Raw genomic sequence first — 16,108 nt, 5'->3', positions numbered from 1 at the left:
CCAGCCGGGCCCACTCCACATCAGTCAGATCGTGACGATCGCGCACACACCAGGCCTACCGAACCCGCCGGTCAAGATCGGTGAGACACGCCCTAGTGCCGCGGCTGCCAACCTTCGCCCGTCCCGGGGCGGACGAAGGAGTCCCCACCGAGCGTGGCGGGTGTCACCGTCGTCTTGTCTGATCCTGTCTTCCCCGCGGGAGATGCGAGATGGTGCATCGCGTGCAGGTCCGCCCGATCAGCAACGACGAGGCAACAAGCTGCTGCGGGTCGTGCGTCGCAGCAGCGGTTCGGTGGTGACCTGGCGACGAGCTCAGATGGTGTTGCTGTCGGCCCAGGGCATGGCCGTGCCGCAGATCGCCGAGGTGACGTTCACCAGCGCAGACCGGGTGCGGGACGTGATCCACAACTTCAACGCCGATGGCTTCGACTCGCTGCGCCCGAAGTACGCCGGCGGGCGACCACCGAAGTTCACCGTGGACCAGCGCCAGGAGATCAAGAAGTCCGCGCTGAGCCGCCCGGCCGATCACGGGTTGCCGTTCTCGGTGTGGAGCCTGTCGAAGCTGGCTGACTTCCTGGTCGCCGAGGGGGTGGTCGAGGACATCTCCCATGAGGGTCTGCGCACGCTGCTGCGCGAGGAGGGCGTCTCCTTTCCAAGCCGTGAAGACCTGGAAGACCAGCACCGACCCCGACTACGAGGCCAAGAAGAACCGGGTGCTGGAGCTCTACGCAATCGCCGACGGACGCCGCCGGCCCGGCCGCGGTGACCCGACCGTCGTCATCTGCTGCGACGAGTTCGGCCCACTGAACCTCCAACCCCACCCCGGCAAGCAGTGGGCACCGGTGGCGACCGGCACCGCGATCAGCAGCGGCCGCGGCGGCGTCGCCGGCGGGCCACCTACACCCGTCCGCACGGCGTGCGGCACCTGATCGCCGGCTACGACCTGTCCACCGACCGGCTCTACGGCCACGTCAAGGCCCGGAAGGGCCGCACCGAGTTCCTCGCCTTCTGCCGCTACTTGCGCTCGCTGCACCCAGCCGAGGTGCGGATCGCGATCGTGCTGGACAACTTCAGTCCGCACCTGTCGACCAGGACCGACTCGCGGGTCGGTGAGTGGGCGGCGGCGAACAACGTCGAGCTGGCCTACACCCCGTTCTACGGCTCGTGGCTCAACCGCATCGAGGCCCAGTTCACCGCACTGCGCTACTTCGCCCCCGACGGCACCGACCACGAGTCCCACCGCGAGCAGGCGAGCATGATCCGCCGCTACATCGCCTGGCGGAACCGGCACGTCACCGACCCCAGGCTCCGCAAGGTCATCCGCCGAGCCGAAACCATCAAGAGGGCGAAGGTTGCCTGACCCGGCACTAGCACCGACTCACGAAGTCGTTCGCCGCACGGAGGGTGCGGCTCGTGTCGCTCGACGGACACCGCTGACCAGGGCCTCATCCGTTGGCAGTGACGAACGGCTCAGCAACCAACCCTGACGTGAGGGACGAGTTTCCGGCAGACTGTCGTTGACCTGAGCAACGCCGTCTGCGGCACCGATGGCCCTTGGTCGACAGGTCCCAACCAGCATCGCGCGCTCCGACGACGCCTCGCCTCCCGGGTGCACCGCCGCGCCCGCCCCTGAATCGGCACCGCCTCCGGTGCTGCCCGCCTGCGCCGGCCACGGCGCACCGAATGAGACGGATCCATGTCCTCAGCCCCCCCTGCCCTACCCATCCCGCGTCTGTCCCGGCCCGCCTGGCTGTCGCCGAAGGTCGCCCGCACCGAGGTGCTCGCCGGCCTCGTCGTCGCCCTGGCGCTCATCCCCGAGGCGATCAGCTTCTCCATCCTCGCCGGGGTGGACCCTCGGGTCGGCCTCTTCTCGTCCTTCGTGATGGCCGTCGTCATCGCCTTCACCGGCGGCCGCCCGGCGATGATCACCGCCGCCACCGGGGCCATCGCCCTGGTCGTGGCCCCGCTCGCCCGCGAGTACGGCCTCGAGTACCTGCTGGCCGCGGTCGTCCTCGGTGGCGTGTTCCAGGTGCTGCTCGGCGTGTCCGGCTTCGCCCGGCTGATGCGGTTCATCCCGCGCAGCGTCATGGTGGGCTTCGTCAACGCCCTGGCCATCATGATCTTCACCGCGCAGCTGCCGCAGCTGGTCGACGTGCCGTGGCTGGTCTACCCGCTGGTCGCCGCCGGCCTGGCGATCATCTTCTTGCTGCCGAGGCTGACCACCGCCGTTCCGGCGCCGCTGCTGTCGATCGTCGTGCTCACCGGCCTGACCGTCGCCGCCGGGTTCACCGTGCCGAACGTGGGCGGTGAAGGGGATCTCCCCGACAGCCTGCCGTTTTTCGGCCTGCCCGACATCCCGCTCACCCTCGAGACCCTGAGGATCATCGCGCCCTACGCCCTGGGGGTGGCCCTCGTCGGGCTGATGGAGTCGCTGATGACCGCCAAGCTGGTCGACGACATCACCGACACCCACTCCGACAAGACCCGTGAATCCTGGGGCCAGGGCGTGGCCAACGTCGCCTCCGGGTTCTTCGGCGGCATGGGCGGCTGCGCCATGATCGGCCAGACGATGATCAACGTGAAGTCCGGCGCCCGGACCCGGCTGTCGACCTTCCTGTCCGGGGTCTTCCTGCTGATCCTGGTCGTCGCCCTCGGCGATGTCGTCGCCGTGATTCCGATGGCCGCGCTCGTCGCAGTGATGATCTTCGTGTCGATCGCCACGTTCGACTGGCACAGCCTGCGCACCATCCACCGGATGCCCAGGAGCGAGACGATCGTGATGCTCACGACTGTCGCCGGCACGCTGGTCACCCACAACCTCGCGATCGGCGTCGGCGCCGGGGTCCTCGCCGCCTGCGTGCTGTTCGCTCGCCGGGTCGCGCACCTGGCCGAGGTCACCAGCGTCACCGACCCCGACGGCGACACCCGGGTGTATTCGGTGCACGGCGCGCTGTTCTTCGCCTCCAGCAACGACCTCTACACCCAGTTCGACTACGCCGGTGACCCGGAGAACGTGGTGATCGACCTGTCGAACGCCCACGTCTGGGACGCCTCCACCGTCGCTGCCCTCGACGCCATCACGCACAAGTACGCCATCCGCGGCAAGAGGGTCGAGATCGTCGGTCTGCAGGGTCACTCCGCCGACCGGTACGACCGGCACACCGGCCAGCTCGCCGGAGCCCACTGATGCGCGGCGCGTCGGCAGCGCGGCACCCGGTGGCCTATGAAGGAGGGGTGACCGGGACACCTCGCGGCGAGCTGATGCAGATCGGCCAGGTCGCCGAGCGCACGGGTCTGAGCCTGCGGACCATCCGGTTCTACGAGGAGAACGGGCTGGTCATCCCCACTGCCCGCTCCGAGGGCGGCTTCCGGCTCTACAGCGAGAACGAGGTGGCCCGCCTCGAGGTGATCAAGCGGATGAAGCCGCTGGGGTTCAGCCTCGAGGAGATGCAGGAGCTGCTCACCCTGCTGGCCGACCTCAACGCAGCGACCGGTGACCGGGAACAGCTGGTGGACCGGCTGCGGATGTTCCACGAGGCGGCCACCGCCCGGGTCACCGCGCTGAAGAAGGAGCTCGCCGTGGCCGAGGGGTTCGCCACCACCCTTGCCGAACGCCTGGACGCCAGTCGCTGAGTCCGCAAGGCGGCGCCGCCCGACAAACGGACATGCAGCGCGCGGGCCGGCCGTCGTCACCACCGACGACGGCGGGCCCGTGCGGTGCTGTCAGGTCTCGGCGCGCAACGTGCTGGCGGACAGGGACACGCCGGAGTCGAGGAGGAGGTCAGCGGACCGCCCGGCCTGACGGCACGCTTCCGTGGACCGGCGGGGCGGCCCCCGCGAGGACGTCCTCGTAGACCCGCAGGGTGTCCTCCGCCATCCGCCGGGCCGTGAAGTGCGCGACGTAGCGATGCCTCCCGGCGCGGGCGTAGCGCTGGCGCAGGTCCGGGTCGGCGAGCAGTTCGGCGACCGCCTCGGCGAGGGCGGGCGGGTCCTCCGGCGAAACCAGCGTGCCGGTCACCCCGGAGATCACGACCTCCGCCGTTCCGATGACGTCGGTGGCCACCACCGGCAGGCCGGCGTCCATCGCCTCGAGGGCGGCCAGGGGCATGCCCTCCTGCCGGGACGGCAAGGCGAACACGTCCGCTGCGTCCAGGAGCATCCGGGCGTCGGTCCGGTGGCCGGGCAGGTGGAGGCAGGCGGCCACGCCGAGGTCGGCCGCCTGCCGCGCCAGGTCGTCGGCCAGGTAGCCGCCGCCGACGATGACCACTGCCAGGCGCGCGAAGCGGGCCGCGAGATCCGGCATCGCCGCCACCAGGTAGCACTGGCCCTTCTGCACCATGAGCCGACCCACGTTCATCACCACGAGGTGATCCGGCTCCAGGCCCAGCGCGGCGCGCGCGGCCAGCCGCCCCGGCCCCCGTCCTCGGGGGACGATGCCGTTCGGCACGGTCACCAGGCGCTCAGCAGGCACGCCGATGCGCTCGTGGGTGAGCCGCACGCCTTCGGAGACGGCGATGAGCCGATCCACCGGCGCGATGGCCCGGAAGAACGCGGCCTTCTTGCGCGGGTTCAGCAGCCACGGTTGGTGCTGCGTCTGAACGACAGCGGGCACGCCGGCCCGTCGGGCCGCCCGGGCGCCGTCGAAGTTCTCCCGGCCGCTGCCCACGTGGATGTGGAAGACATCCGCCGGGTGGGCGGTGAGGAACTCGACGATGGCGTGCGCGAACGCGGGGTCGCGCGGAGGCGGAAGAGCACAGGTGGCGACTCCCAGCGCAGCGGCGCGCTCGAGGACCCGTCGTCCGCTGGGCGTCCCCCAGCAGAGCACGGAGACGTCGGCCTGCGACCGGAACTCCGCGGCCAGATCGAGCATGTGGGCGCCCATGCCGGAGGGGTCGGCCGACGGGGTGTAGAGGCAGATGGACAGCCGGCGGCGAGGCCACGCCGTGAACCCGGATGTGGGGGACGCCTCCCCCACTGCTGAGCGGTCGGGGTCCTCGGTCACCTCGCCGGTCGCGCTCGCCATGAACCACCTCTCCTTCGCCCTCGTTGGCGCACCGTGGCAGGGAGCGAGGGATGACGCAACGGCAACCGCGGCTCGCAACCGACCGGTGTTCGCCGGCGCGGGTGGTCGTCTCCACGCGCCGGGTCTCGTCACCGGCACTACGGTCGGACGGCGTGGAGTTCCGTCGACTGGGCCGGTCGGGCCTGAACGTTTCGCAGATCGCCTTCGGCAACTGGCTGACCCACGGCAGCCAGGTCGAGGAGGACGCCGCGCTGGCCTGCGTGCAGGCGGCCCTCGATGTCGGGATCACCACCTTCGACACCGCCGACGTCTACGCCGGCACGGCCGCCGAGTCCGTGCTCGGCCGCGCCCTGGCCAGCCAGCGCCGGGAGGGACTGGAGATCGCGACGAAGGTGTACTGGCCGACCGGGCCGGGCCCCAACGACCGGGGGCTGTCCCGGAAGCACATCGTCGAGAGCTGCCACGCCTCCCTGCGCCGGCTGGGCACCGACTACATCGACCTCTACCAGGCGCACCGCTACGACCCCACGGTGCCGCTGGAGGAGACGATGACCGCCTTCGCCGACCTCGTGCGAGCCGGCAAGGTTCTCTACCTCGGCGTCTCGGAGTGGCAGGCTGACCAGATCGCCGCCGCGGCCGCCCTGGCCCGGGAGCTCGGCGTGCAGCTGATCAGCAACCAGCCGCAGTACTCGATGCTGTGGCGGGTCATCGAGGCCGAGGTCGTTCCCACCTGCGAGAAGGAGGGGCTGTCCCAGATCGTCTGGTCCCCCCTGGCCCAGGGCGTGCTCACCGGCAAGTACCGGCCCGGCGAGCAGCCCCCAGCCGACAGCCGCGCGAGCCACTCGGGCGTGGGCTTCCAGGTCGAGGGATTCCTCGCCGACGACGTCCTCGCCCGCGTGCAGCAGCTGCGCCCCATCGCCGATGACCTCGGCCTCACCATGGCCCAGCTCGCGCTCGCCTGGGTGCTCCAGAACACCAACGTGGCTGCAGCGATCATCGGCGCCAGCCGCCCCGAGCAGGTTCGGGACAACGTCAAGGCGGCCGGCGTCCGACTGGATGACGACGTCCTACGACGCATCGACGACGTCCTCGGTGACGTGGTCGAGAAGAACCCCGACCAGGTCTTCCTGCCCGCCGACAAGGCCGCGCGGACCCAAGCGGCTTGAGCGGACCCGCGCCACACCTGCTCTGCGGCCGCCCCAGATCCGGCCAGAGGCGCGCCCGCGCCGTCCGCGGCGCGGTCACTGCCGTGACCCAGAGAGGAACCGCCCGTGACTCGCCTTCATGCCTGGGACAAGCACACGTGGCAGTGCCGCGGGACAGGTCGTCCTCCGTGGGCCGGCGAACGACCGGTCGCCGTTCGCCGGCTGGCCGCGACGTCCGGTCGGCGCGTCGCCAGCGGGTGCATGCGCGCCGCAGGCATGGTGGTGCGCCTCGCGCGACCCGTCGTCAGACTGCTGCCGCCGGCCGGCCGAGGCGGCATGGCCCGGCCGGTGGCCGACTACAAGGCCCCGAACTACTGGCTGGGTTATCGCTCCGGATTCGTGCGCAGGGGCCTGCCAGGTGAGGTGTTGCGGCGCCTCACGGCCGGACGCCCGACGTATCGCCAGATGGAGCGCATGGGGGTCGCCCTGTCGCGCGCGGCAGCGGTCTCGATCGTGCCCATGGCGGTCGACGTCGCGCTGCGCGCACCGGGCACGCTGCCACGCATGGTGGCGACTGGACTGCTCATGTCCTCTCCGCTCACGTGCTCCCTCCTGCTGCACGACGTCGGTCGGTACGACGCCATCGGCGTCCTCGCCCTCGCTCTCCTGTCCACTGCCCGGTCGGCCTGGCTTCGCCTGCCGCTCCCGGCGAGCGCGGTGTTGATTGCCGGCGCCGTCTCCGTCGCAGTAGCGAGCGAGGAGTTCCTCCTCGCTGCCCTCGCTCCGACGGTGGCCGCGGCCGTCCACCTGCTCAGCCGCCACCACGACCTCAGCCGGAACCATGAGCTCCAGCTACTGGGAGGGGTTCTGGCACCCGGAGTTGCCGTGGCAGGGGCGAGTCTGCTGACTCCCGTTCCCGCGAACGCACTGAGTACCGCCCGAGCCGAGGCGCTGCGAGCGGGCGTGCGACCCGCCGGTCCCATCGGCGATGCGCTTGCCGCCCTGAACCGGGGATTCGTCGAGAACCTCGCATACTTTCGCCTGTTCGGGCGAACCCCCATCGTGCTGTCCTCCGCAGTCTGGGCCGGCTTCTACTTCCTCACGGCCCGGGTGCTGAAGAAGCTGCTCAGTTCGGGTGCCGGGAGTTGGTATTCCTCGCTGGTCACCGCGCATGCGCTTGTCGGTGCGGCACTGTCCGCAGCGGGTGTCGACTTCCGGCGCTGGTGGGGGCTCGCCCTGGTCGGCCTGATGTCGGCAGTCGTGCTCACTGATGCCTCCTCGACCGGGGAGCCGGTGGCGACGGCCGCGCTCGGCGGGGCGCTGGCCCTAGCCGTGGCAGGGGTCCTCCCTCGGGATCTGAAGGTCTACCCCTGGGGGCGAGTTCGGGACGAGCGGGCGCTCCCGTTGACCGGGTGACGTGCCGACCACAGCGGGGGCCATGCCGAGCACCCCTGCGCCACGGGCCGTACGCCTACGCCATGGGCGCTCCGGCGTGATCGGGCCGCCGGTCCTCCGGTCCGGGCGAGCTCCCCGGACCCGGCCTGACTGGACGACGGCCTCCCACGACGGCAACAACCCTAACCTCACGTTAGAGTAGATCGGTGTCGAATCTCCCCCGTCAGGCGGGAAGGAGTCCAGCGTTGACACTGAACGCCGACACCCTCCCGACACTCGCCGGAACGGTCGCCATTCCCACCTACGATCGCCGCCGCGTTCGCACCGGCATGGTCCACATCGGGGTCGGCGGCTTCCACCGGGCGCACCAGGCGATGTACCTGGACCGGCTCATGAACGCCGGTCTGGCCCACGACTGGGGAATCTGCGGAGTCGGCGTCCTCCCCGCGGACCGCCGGGTGCGCGATGCGTTCGCCGCGCAGGACGGTCTCTACACCCTCGTGGTGAAACACCCCGACGGCTCCCTGGAGCCCAGCATCATCGGTTCCATCGTCGAGTACCTCCTGGCTCCGGACGACCCGGACGCCGTGGTCGAGAAGATGGCCCACCCCGATACCAGGATCGTTTCCCTCACGATCACCGAGCGCGGCTACAACACCGACCCGGTGACCGGCGTCTTCGACGGCGACACGCCCGATGTGCGAGCGGACGTACGACCCGATGCCGTCTTCCGCACCACCTTCGGACTGGTCACCGAAGCGCTCGCGCGCCGTCGGACGCGCGGACTCCCGCCCTTCACCGTGCTCTCCTGCGACAACCTGCCAGGCAACGGCGACGTCGCCCGGCGGGCGTTCACCGCCTTCGCCACCCTGCGCGGTGCGGACCTCGGTGCGTGGGTGGAACGCGAGGTGTCCTTCCCCAACGGCATGGTGGACCGGATCACGCCGTTCACCACTGCCGACGACGTCGCGATGGTGCGGGACCACTTCGGCATAGAGGACGCATGGCCAGTGATGTGCGAGCCGTTCGCCCAATGGGTCGTCGAGGACCGCTTTCCCACCGGCCGTCCACCGTGGGAGGAGGCCGGTGTCCAACTGGTCGACGACGTCACTCCTTACGAGGCGATGAAGTTGCGGCTGCTCAACGGCAGCCACCAGGCGATGGCCTACTTCGCCGGTCTCGCCGGCTACCAGCACGTGCACGAAGCATGCCAGGACCCGCTGTTCATCGGGTTCCTACGGGACTACATGGACCGCGAGGTCGCACCGACACTGGCAGCTGTGCCGGAAGTGGATCTCGAGAACTACAAGCGGACACTCCTCGACCGCTTCGCCAGCGCCGCCGTCGCCGACACGGTCGCGCGGCTGTGCGTGCAGACGTCGGCACTGATCCCCAAGTACGTGCTGCCGGTGCTTCGGGCCGGCCTCGCCTCCGGTGGCGAGGTGCACCGCGCAGCGGCCGTCGTCGCCAGCTGGGCCCGGTTCGCGGAGGGATGGGACGACCACGGTCGTCCCATCCCCCTCGTCGACCGGCATGCCGGCCGGCTACGTGCCAACGCCAGCCGGCTCGGTGAGGACCCCCTCGCGTTCGTGTCCGACCGGGACATCTTCGGCGACCTGGTGGACGACGAGCGGTTCGTCACGCCCTACCGGCGGGCACTGACGTGCTTGCGCGAACGCGGCGCGCGCGCCACCCTCACCGAGCTCGCCGACCTCCCCGACGAGACGGATGCAGCGGTCGCCGGACCTGCGGCGGCGTCCGACGGCCGCCGCGGCGTCCTCCCATGAGCTCGGGCAGCATCTGGCCGTTCGCTGACCAGAGCCCCTCTCGAAGTCCAGGTAGGCGCGGGGGCACGCCTGCCCGGCGCTGCCCCCAGCTGCCGGCCGCCGACTCTCTCGCGGTGGCGCCGGGTCCCCGCGAGACAGTTCGGGTGCTGACGCCTACGCCGTCGCGGCGGTGACCGTGACCAACAGGTCTCCGCCCTCGACCTGCTGCACCGCACCGATGGCGACCCGGGACACCGTGCCGCCGACCGGAGTGGTGATGGCGGCCTCCATCTTCATCGCCTCGATGGAGGCGATGCTCTGCCCGGCCTCGACGGTGTCTCCTTCGGCGACCTGGAGCGTGACGACGCCGGCGAACGGCGCGGCCACCTGGCCGGGGTCGCCACGATCGGCCTTCTCCGCGGCCTTGACGTGCGCGTCGATGGAGCGGTCACGGACCGAGACCGGCCGGAGCTGACCGTTCAGGGTGCACATCACGGTGCGCATGCCGCGCTCGTCGGGCTCGGCCACGGCCTCGATGCCCATCAGCAGGCGGACGCCGGGCTCGAGATCGACGGCGTGCTCGACGCCCTGTCGCAGGCCGTAGAGGAAGTCCTTCGTCGGCAGGACCGAGGTGTCGCCGAACTGCTCGCGGTGTGCGGCGAACTCGCGGGTCGGTGCCGGGAACAGCAGCCGGTTCAGCGTCGTCCGGGGCTCCTTGACCAGCCCGTCGAGGTCGTCGGCCGACAGCTCCGCGGGCGGCTCGGCCGGCCGGCGCCCCTCCAGCGCCCGGCTGCGGAACGGCTCGGGCCAGCCGCCGGGCGGGTCGCCGAGTTCGCCCCGCAGGAACCCGATCACCGAGTCGGGCAGGTCGTACTTGCCGGGTTCAGCGGCGAAGTCCTCGACCGGAACTCCGGACCCGACGAGTTGGAGCGCCAGGTCGCCGACGACCTTCGACGACGGGGTCACCTTGACCAGGCGACCGAGGAGCCGGTCGGCGGCTGCGTAGGCGTCCTCGACATCTTCGAACCGCTGGCCGAGACCGAGGGAAATGGCCTGCTGGCGCAGGTTGGACAGCTGGCCGCCGGGGATCTCGTGGGTGTAGACGCGTCCGGTCGGTGAGGGGAGGCCGGACTCGAAGGGTGCGTACAACCGGCGGACGGCCTCCCAGTAGGGCTCCAGGTCGTTGACCGCGGCCAGGTCGAGGCCGGTGGTCCGCTCGGTGTGGTCGGTGGCCGCGACGATCGCCGACAGCGGTGGCTGGCTGGTGGTGCCGGCCATGCTCGCGATGGCCCCGTCGACGGCGTCGACCCCGGCAGACCAGGCCGCGAGCAGCGTGGCCAGTTGGCCGCCGGCGGTGTCGTGGGTGTGCAGGTGCACCGGCAGGTCGAAGCGCTCCCGCAGCGCCGTCACCAAGCGGGCAGCCGCCGGCGGGCGGAGCAGGCCGGCCATGTCCTTGATGGCCAGCACGTGCGCCCCGGCGTCGACGATCTGCTCGGCCAGCCGCAGGTAGTAGTCCAGGGTGTAGAGCTCCTCGGCGGGGTCGGCCAGGTCGCCGGTGTAGCAGAGCGCCACCTCCGCCACCGCCGTGCCGGTCTCCCGGACGGCGTCGATCGCCGGGCGCATCTGGTCGACGTCGTTGAGGGCGTCGAAAATCCGGAAGATGTCGATGCCGGTGCGCGCCGCCTCCTGGACGAAGGCCGTCGTCACCTCCTGCGGGTAGGGCGTGTAGCCGACGGTGTTGCGGCCGCGCAGCAGCATCTGCAGGCAGATGTTGGGCACCGACTCCCGCAGGCCGGCCAGCCGGTCCCACGGGTCCTCGTGCAGGAATCGCAGCGCGACGTCGTAGGTGGCGCCACCCCAGGCCTCGATCGACAGCAGCTCTGGGGTGGTGCGGGCGACGTGGCCGGCGACGCCGAGCAGGTCCCTGGTACGCACCCGGGTGGCCAGCAGCGACTGGTGCGCGTCGCGGAACGTGGTGTCGGTGACGGCCAGCGCCGCCTGTTCGCGCAGACCGGCGGCGAACCCCTCTGGCCCGAGCTCCCTCAGCCGGTGACGCGATCCCTCGGGCGGAGGCTGCCGCAGATCGACCGAGGGCAGCTTCTCCAGCGGGTCGACCACACGCGGGCGCTCGCCGTGCGGCTTGTTCACCGTCACGTCCGCCAGATAGGTCAGCAGACGGGTGCCGCGGTCGGCCGACGAGCGGGCGGTGAGCAGGTGCGGGCGTGCCTCGATGAACGACGTCGTCACCCGTCCGGCGCGGAAGTCCGGGTCGTCGAGCACCGCGGCCAGGAACGGGATGTTGGTCGCCACCCCGCGGATGCGGAACTCGGCGACCGCCCGCCGCGCCCGGGCCACCGCGGTGGCGAAGTCCCGCCCGCGACAGGTCAGCTTCACCAGCAGCGAGTCGAAGTGCGCCTCCACCTCCGCGCCCAGCGACGCCCCGCCGTCCAGCCGGATGCCGGCCCCGCCGGGTGACCGGTAGGCGGTGATCCGCCCGGTGTCGGGACGGAAGCCGTTGGCCGGGTCCTCGGTGGTGATCCGGCACTGCAGCGCGGCTCCGCGCAGCTGGATGCTCTCCTGGGACAGCCCCAGGTCGGCCAGGGTCTCCCCCGCCGCGATCCGCAGCTGGCTCTGCACCAGGTCGACGTCGGTCACCTCCTCGGTGACCGTGTGCTCCACCTGGATGCGCGGGTTCATCTCGATGAAGACGTGCCGGCCCTCGGCGTCGACGAGGAACTCCACGGTGCCGGCGTTGGTGTAGCCGATCGCGCGGGCGAAGGCGACCGCGTCGGCGCAGATCCGCTCGCGGAAAGTCGGGTCCAGGTTCGGCGCCGGCGCCAGCTCCACCACCTTCTGGTGCCGCCGCTGCACCGAGCAGTCCCGCTCGAACAGGTGGATGACGTTGCCCGCGCCATCGGCGAGGATTTGGACCTCGATGTGCCGAGGATCGATCACCGCCTGCTCCAGGAAGACGGTGGGGTCGCCGAAGGCGGACTCCGCCTCGCGCATGGCTGCCTGGAGTGCCCCGGGCAGCTCGGTGGGGTCCTCGACGCGGCGCATCCCGCGGCCGCCGCCCCCGGCGACGGCCTTGACGAAGAGCGGGAACGGGATCGACTCGGCCGCCGCCAGCATCGCGTCGACGTCGTCGCCGGGCTCCGAGGAGGCGAGCACCGGCAGGCCGGCGTCCCGGGCGGCGGCGATGGCCCGGGCCTTGTTGCCGGTCAGCTCCAGCACCTCGGCGGTCGGGCCGACGAAGGCGATGCCCTCGTTGGCGCAGGCCTCGGCCAGCTCGGGGTTCTCCGACAGGAATCCGTAGCCCGGGTAGACGGCATCGGCGCCGGCACGGCGGGCGGCACCGACGACCTCCTCCACCGAGAGGTAGGCGCGGACCGGGTGGCCCTCCTCGCCGATCTGATAGCTCTCATCGGCCTTGAGCCGGTGGACCGAGTTGCGGTCTTCCCACGGGAAGACGGCGACCGTGCCGGCACCCAGCTCGTAGGCGGCGCGGAACGCCCGGATGGCGATCTCGCCCCGGTTGGCCACGAGCACCTTGTCGAACATGACGTTCTCTCCTCACTCGGTGACACCGCGTTGCAGCGGGATCCGGCGTGAGCCTCGACGGCGATGCGCCCGGCGGACGCCGGCTGGGTCCTCGTGGCCGACAGACTTCCTCAGGCACGACAGCCTGCACGATGTCGGGCTCGCCCGGCGTCCTCTCTCGTGTAGGAACACCGTCGTCCGTGGGACGCCCGGCGCACGCGCGGCCACCGTCGCATACACCGGGGACCCGTGCCGGGGTTGGTGTCGATCGTCATCCGGCGGTGTGCGCGGCCGGACCGACTGCCCCAGCGCTGCTGGGGCAGTCGGTCCGGGCCGCGGCTGACCGCGACGGCGCCAGGACGCCCAGTCGGTCAATGGATGTGCGCGCCGCCATTGACGTCGTAGGTCGCTCCGGTGATGTAGCCGGACTCCTCGCGACACAGGTAGGTGATGAGGTCGGCGACATCGGCGACGTTGCCGTTGCGGCCCACGGGGATCCCGGCGAGGAGTTGGGTCTTGCGCTCGCCCTCGAGCGCTCCGCCGGTGATGTCCGTGTCGATCAGCCCGGGGGCGACGGCATTCACCGTCAATCCCCGGGGGCCCAGCTCGCGCGCCAGTGCCCGGGTGAAGCCGAGCTCGGCGGCCTTCGCCGCGGAGTAGCCGACACCACCGAACACCCCGCCGCCCCGTTCCGCCGAGACCGACGACAGGAACACGATGCGGCCGAAGCCACGCTCGGCCATGCCGGGCGCGATGCGTCGGGTGACGTTGAAGGCGCCACGGACGTTTACGGCGAACAAGCGGTCCCACTCCTCGCCGGTGACCTCGAGGAACGGGGTCGGCGAGGTGATGCCGGCGTTGTTGACCAGCGCACCGACGGGGGGCATGGAGTCGTCGAGGACGGCGAGCGCGTTCTGGACGGACGTCTCGTCGGTGATGTCGCAGCCGACGCCGACGGCCTGGACGCCGTTGCGTTCGGCGACCTCGTGGGCGGCGTCCTTGGCGCTGGTCTCGTCCAGGTCGAGGATTGCTACGTTCCAGCCCGCGGCGGCCAGGGTGTGGGCGGTGGCGCGGCCGATGCCGCGCTTGGAGCCGGCTCCGGTGATGACGGCGGTCTTGTCGGACACGGACATGGGTCTTCTCCGGGTGTGCGAAGGGGATGGAAGGTGCAGCGGCAGGTCTGAGTCCCTGCAGCGCGGTGGAGATGAAGGATCGGCAGGGCCTGGGCTCGCCCGGCGGCGGTCAGCGAGGTGACCGCCGCCAGGCAGCCGGCCGCCCTGTGGTCGGGCGGAGAGCTGTCGGTCAGGCAGTGGCCGGTTCGGGGTCGGCGGCCCAGGGGGCGTGCTTGCCGCCGCCCAGCTCGGCCTTGACCTTGGCGACGACGGCGTCGGTGGACAGGCCGTAGCGGTCGTGCAGGGTGGGTAGGGCGCCGGCGGCGAGGAACTCGTCGGGGAGCGCGATCGGGACCACCCGGTTGCCGACGCCGGCGTAGGCCAGCGTGGAGGCCACCGACTCGCTCAGCCCACCGATCAGGGTGTGGTTCTCCAGGGTGACCACGAGCCGGTCGGTACGTGCCGCGCGCAGGATCGCCTCGGTGTCCAGCGGTTTGATCGTGGGGACGTGCAGCACGGCGACGTCGACGTGGTCGGCCTCGAGCCGGGCCGCGGCCTGCAGCGCCCGCATGGTCATCAGCCCGGTGGAGATGAGGACGACGTCCCGGCCGGTGCGCAGCTCGGCGGCCTTGCCGAGCTCGAACCGGTAGTCGTACTCGTCGAGCACGGTGGGCACCGCTCCGCGCAGCAGCCGCAGGTAGGTGGGACCGGATGCTGCCGCGAGCGCCGGCACCGCCTGCTCGATGTCGACTGAGTCGCAGGGGTCGACGATCGTGAGGTTCGGGCAGCCGCGGAGGATGGCGAGGTCCTCGGTGGCCTGGTGGCTCGGCCCGTACCCGGTGGTGAGGCCGGGCAGGGCGCCGACGACGTTGACGTTCAGGTTCGGCTCGGCGATGTCGAGGCAGAGGAAGTCGTAGGCCCGCCGGGTGGCGAACACCGAGTAGGTGGACGCGAACGGCACCAGCCCCACCTCCGCCATCCCGGCCGCCGCCCCGAGCAGCGCCTGCTCGGCCATGCCCATCTGGAAGAAGCGGTCCGGGTGGGCGTCGCGGAACACGTGCATGTCGGTGTACTTGGCCAGGTCGGCCGACAGCCCGACGATCTCGGGCCGTTCCTCGGCCAGCCGGTTGAGTGCGTGCCCGAACGGCGCGCTGGCGGTGCGCTGGCCGGGGTCGGCGAACGAGGCGATCATCGCCGAGGTGGTGAGCCTCTTCTTGGGCGCGGCGCTGGTCATCGGGTCGTCCCCTCCTGCAGCTGGTCGCGGGCGAGCTGCCACTCGTGCTCCTCCACCCGCATGAAGTGGGCCTTCTCCCGGCTCTCGAGCATCGGCACGCCGCGCCCGATCCGGGTGTCGCAGATCAGCACCGACGGCGAGCCGCGGTGCGCGCGCAGTTCGTCGAAGGCGTCGACGAGGGCGGCGACGTCGTTGCCGTCGACGCGCAGGGCGTGCCAGCCGAAGGCCTGCCACTTGTCGGTGACCGGTTCGGTGCGCAGCACACCGACGGTGGGGCCGTCGGCCTGCAGCGCGTTGACGTCGACGATCGCCGTGAGGTTGTCCAGGCCGTGGTGGGCGCAGGCCAGCGCCGCCTCCCAGGTCGACCCCTCGTCCAGCTCGCCGTCGGAGAGCAGGTTGAACACCCGCGCCCCGTTGCCGAGGTGGCGCAACCCGAGCGCCATCCCGGCGGCCACGGCCAACCCGTGGCCCAGCGAGCCGCCCGAGATCTCCACACCCGGGGTGTAGGAGGCCATGGCCGACATCGGCAGCCGCGAGTCGTCGGAGCCGTAGCTCTCCAGCTCGTCGGCCGGGATGGTCCCGGCCTCGGCCAGCGCCGCGTACAGCGCGATGGCGTAGTGGCCGATCGAGAGCAGGAAGCGGTCCCGGTCGGGCCAGTGCGGGTCCTCCGGGCGGTACCGGAGCTGGTCGGTGTAGACCACGGCGAGGACGTCGGCCACGCCCAGCGCCTGCCCGATGTAGCCCTGCCCCTGCACCTCCCCCATGTCCAGGGCGTTGCGCCGGACCCGGTAGGCGGCCTGGCGGATCCGCTCGATCCGTTCCGCCTGGTCGACCGCGCCGGCCGTGCCGGAGACGGCCGGGCTCGTGGATGTGTTCATGCTGGATGTCTCCCT

12 protein-coding genes are annotated in these 16,108 nt (G+C 71.3%); 7 read left to right on the top strand and 5 right to left on the bottom strand.

Annotated features, from left to right (window positions below):
• Nucleotides 1-316 precede the first annotated feature (316 nt).
• The 4 genes from CHB94_RS25750 (at nucleotide 317) to CHB94_RS13950 (ending at nucleotide 3,633) form a co-directional block, all read left to right on the top strand.
• Entirely contained in the window at nucleotides 317-766 is a 450-nt protein-coding gene (locus CHB94_RS25750) for a helix-turn-helix domain-containing protein (RefSeq protein ID WP_217899302.1), read from the top strand.
• A gap of 66 nt (nucleotides 767-832) precedes the next feature.
• Nucleotides 833-1,360, top strand: coding sequence for a transposase (locus tag CHB94_RS25745; protein ID WP_217899301.1), 528 nt, complete (start codon nucleotides 833-835; stop codon nucleotides 1,358-1,360).
• 336 nt (nucleotides 1,361-1,696) lie between these two features.
• Nucleotides 1,697-3,187 (top strand): SulP family inorganic anion transporter, encoded by a 1,491-nt coding sequence (locus CHB94_RS13955; protein WP_089337168.1) that lies wholly within the window; start codon nucleotides 1,697-1,699, stop codon nucleotides 3,185-3,187.
• Between the two features lie 47 nt (nucleotides 3,188-3,234).
• Nucleotides 3,235-3,633: a MerR family transcriptional regulator gene (locus tag CHB94_RS13950; RefSeq protein ID WP_254920634.1), complete on the top strand. Its 399-nt coding sequence runs from the start codon at nucleotides 3,235-3,237 to the stop codon at nucleotides 3,631-3,633.
• 148 nt (nucleotides 3,634-3,781) lie between these two features.
• On the opposite strand, the gene CHB94_RS13945 is transcribed toward CHB94_RS13950, so the two are convergent.
• Nucleotides 3,782-5,023, bottom strand: a complete 1,242-nt coding sequence (locus tag CHB94_RS13945; RefSeq protein WP_089337166.1) for a glycosyltransferase family 4 protein — start codon at nucleotides 5,021-5,023, stop codon at nucleotides 3,782-3,784.
• Between the two features lie 152 nt (nucleotides 5,024-5,175).
• Between CHB94_RS13945 and CHB94_RS13940 the strand changes: the two genes are divergently transcribed.
• The 3 genes from CHB94_RS13940 (at nucleotide 5,176) to CHB94_RS13930 (ending at nucleotide 9,350) form a co-directional block, all read left to right on the top strand.
• Entirely contained in the window at nucleotides 5,176-6,189 is a 1,014-nt protein-coding gene (locus CHB94_RS13940) for an aldo/keto reductase family protein (protein WP_089337165.1), read from the top strand.
• Nucleotides 6,190-6,504: 315 nt separating this feature from the next.
• Nucleotides 6,505-7,584, top strand: a complete 1,080-nt coding sequence (locus CHB94_RS13935) for a hypothetical protein (RefSeq protein WP_089337164.1) — start codon at nucleotides 6,505-6,507, stop codon at nucleotides 7,582-7,584.
• Between the two features lie 224 nt (nucleotides 7,585-7,808).
• Nucleotides 7,809-9,350, top strand: a complete 1,542-nt coding sequence (locus CHB94_RS13930; protein WP_254920633.1) for a mannitol dehydrogenase family protein — start codon at nucleotides 7,809-7,811, stop codon at nucleotides 9,348-9,350.
• Nucleotides 9,351-9,503: 153 nt separating this feature from the next.
• On the opposite strand, the gene CHB94_RS13925 is transcribed toward CHB94_RS13930, so the two are convergent.
• From CHB94_RS13925 to CHB94_RS13910, 4 genes are all read right to left on the bottom strand, one after another.
• Nucleotides 9,504-12,890 (bottom strand): pyruvate carboxylase, encoded by a 3,387-nt coding sequence (locus CHB94_RS13925; protein WP_089337163.1) that lies wholly within the window; start codon nucleotides 12,888-12,890, stop codon nucleotides 9,504-9,506.
• 350 nt (nucleotides 12,891-13,240) lie between these two features.
• Nucleotides 13,241-14,002: an SDR family NAD(P)-dependent oxidoreductase gene (locus CHB94_RS13920; RefSeq protein WP_089337162.1), complete on the bottom strand. Its 762-nt coding sequence runs from the start codon at nucleotides 14,000-14,002 to the stop codon at nucleotides 13,241-13,243.
• Between the two features lie 169 nt (nucleotides 14,003-14,171).
• A complete protein-coding gene (locus tag CHB94_RS13915; RefSeq protein ID WP_089337161.1) occupies nucleotides 14,172-15,215 on the bottom strand; it encodes a transketolase family protein in 1,044 nt (347 codons plus the stop codon).
• Nucleotides 15,212-16,093, bottom strand: coding sequence for a transketolase (locus tag CHB94_RS13910; protein ID WP_089337160.1), 882 nt, complete (start codon nucleotides 16,091-16,093; stop codon nucleotides 15,212-15,214). Before CHB94_RS13910 ends, CHB94_RS13915 begins: the two co-directional genes overlap by 4 nt.
• Nucleotides 16,094-16,108: the final 15 nt, after the last annotated feature.

It is taken from the genome of Blastococcus mobilis, from assembly GCF_900188025.1.
GTDB classification, from domain to species: domain Bacteria; phylum Actinomycetota; class Actinomycetes; order Mycobacteriales; family Geodermatophilaceae; genus Blastococcus_B; species Blastococcus_B mobilis.
The sequence above is the reverse complement of the archived record's forward strand: the minus strand, read 5'-3'. Positions and strand labels throughout refer to the sequence as shown.

What these genes read in the sequence shown, in the direction of transcription:
- CHB94_RS25750 (WP_217899302.1), top strand. Translation starts at nt 317, where the DNA reads ATGGTGTTGCTGTCGGCCCAGGGCATGGCCGTGCCGCAGATCGCCGAG.
- CHB94_RS13955 (WP_089337168.1), top strand. Translation starts at nt 1,697, where the DNA reads ATGTCCTCAGCCCCCCCTGCCCTACCCATCCCGCGTCTGTCCCGGCCC.
- CHB94_RS13945 (WP_089337166.1), bottom strand. Translation starts at nt 5,023, where the DNA reads ATGGCGAGCGCGACCGGCGAGGTGACCGAGGACCCCGACCGCTCAGCA.
- CHB94_RS13935 (WP_089337164.1), top strand. Translation starts at nt 6,505, where the DNA reads ATGGCCCGGCCGGTGGCCGACTACAAGGCCCCGAACTACTGGCTGGGT.
- CHB94_RS13925 (WP_089337163.1), bottom strand. Translation starts at nt 12,890, where the DNA reads ATGTTCGACAAGGTGCTCGTGGCCAACCGGGGCGAGATCGCCATCCGG.
- CHB94_RS13920 (WP_089337162.1), bottom strand. Translation starts at nt 14,002, where the DNA reads ATGTCCGTGTCCGACAAGACCGCCGTCATCACCGGAGCCGGCTCCAAG.
- CHB94_RS13915 (WP_089337161.1), bottom strand. Translation starts at nt 15,215, where the DNA reads ATGACCAGCGCCGCGCCCAAGAAGAGGCTCACCACCTCGGCGATGATC.
- CHB94_RS13910 (WP_089337160.1), bottom strand. Translation starts at nt 16,093, where the DNA reads ATGAACACATCCACGAGCCCGGCCGTCTCCGGCACGGCCGGCGCGGTC.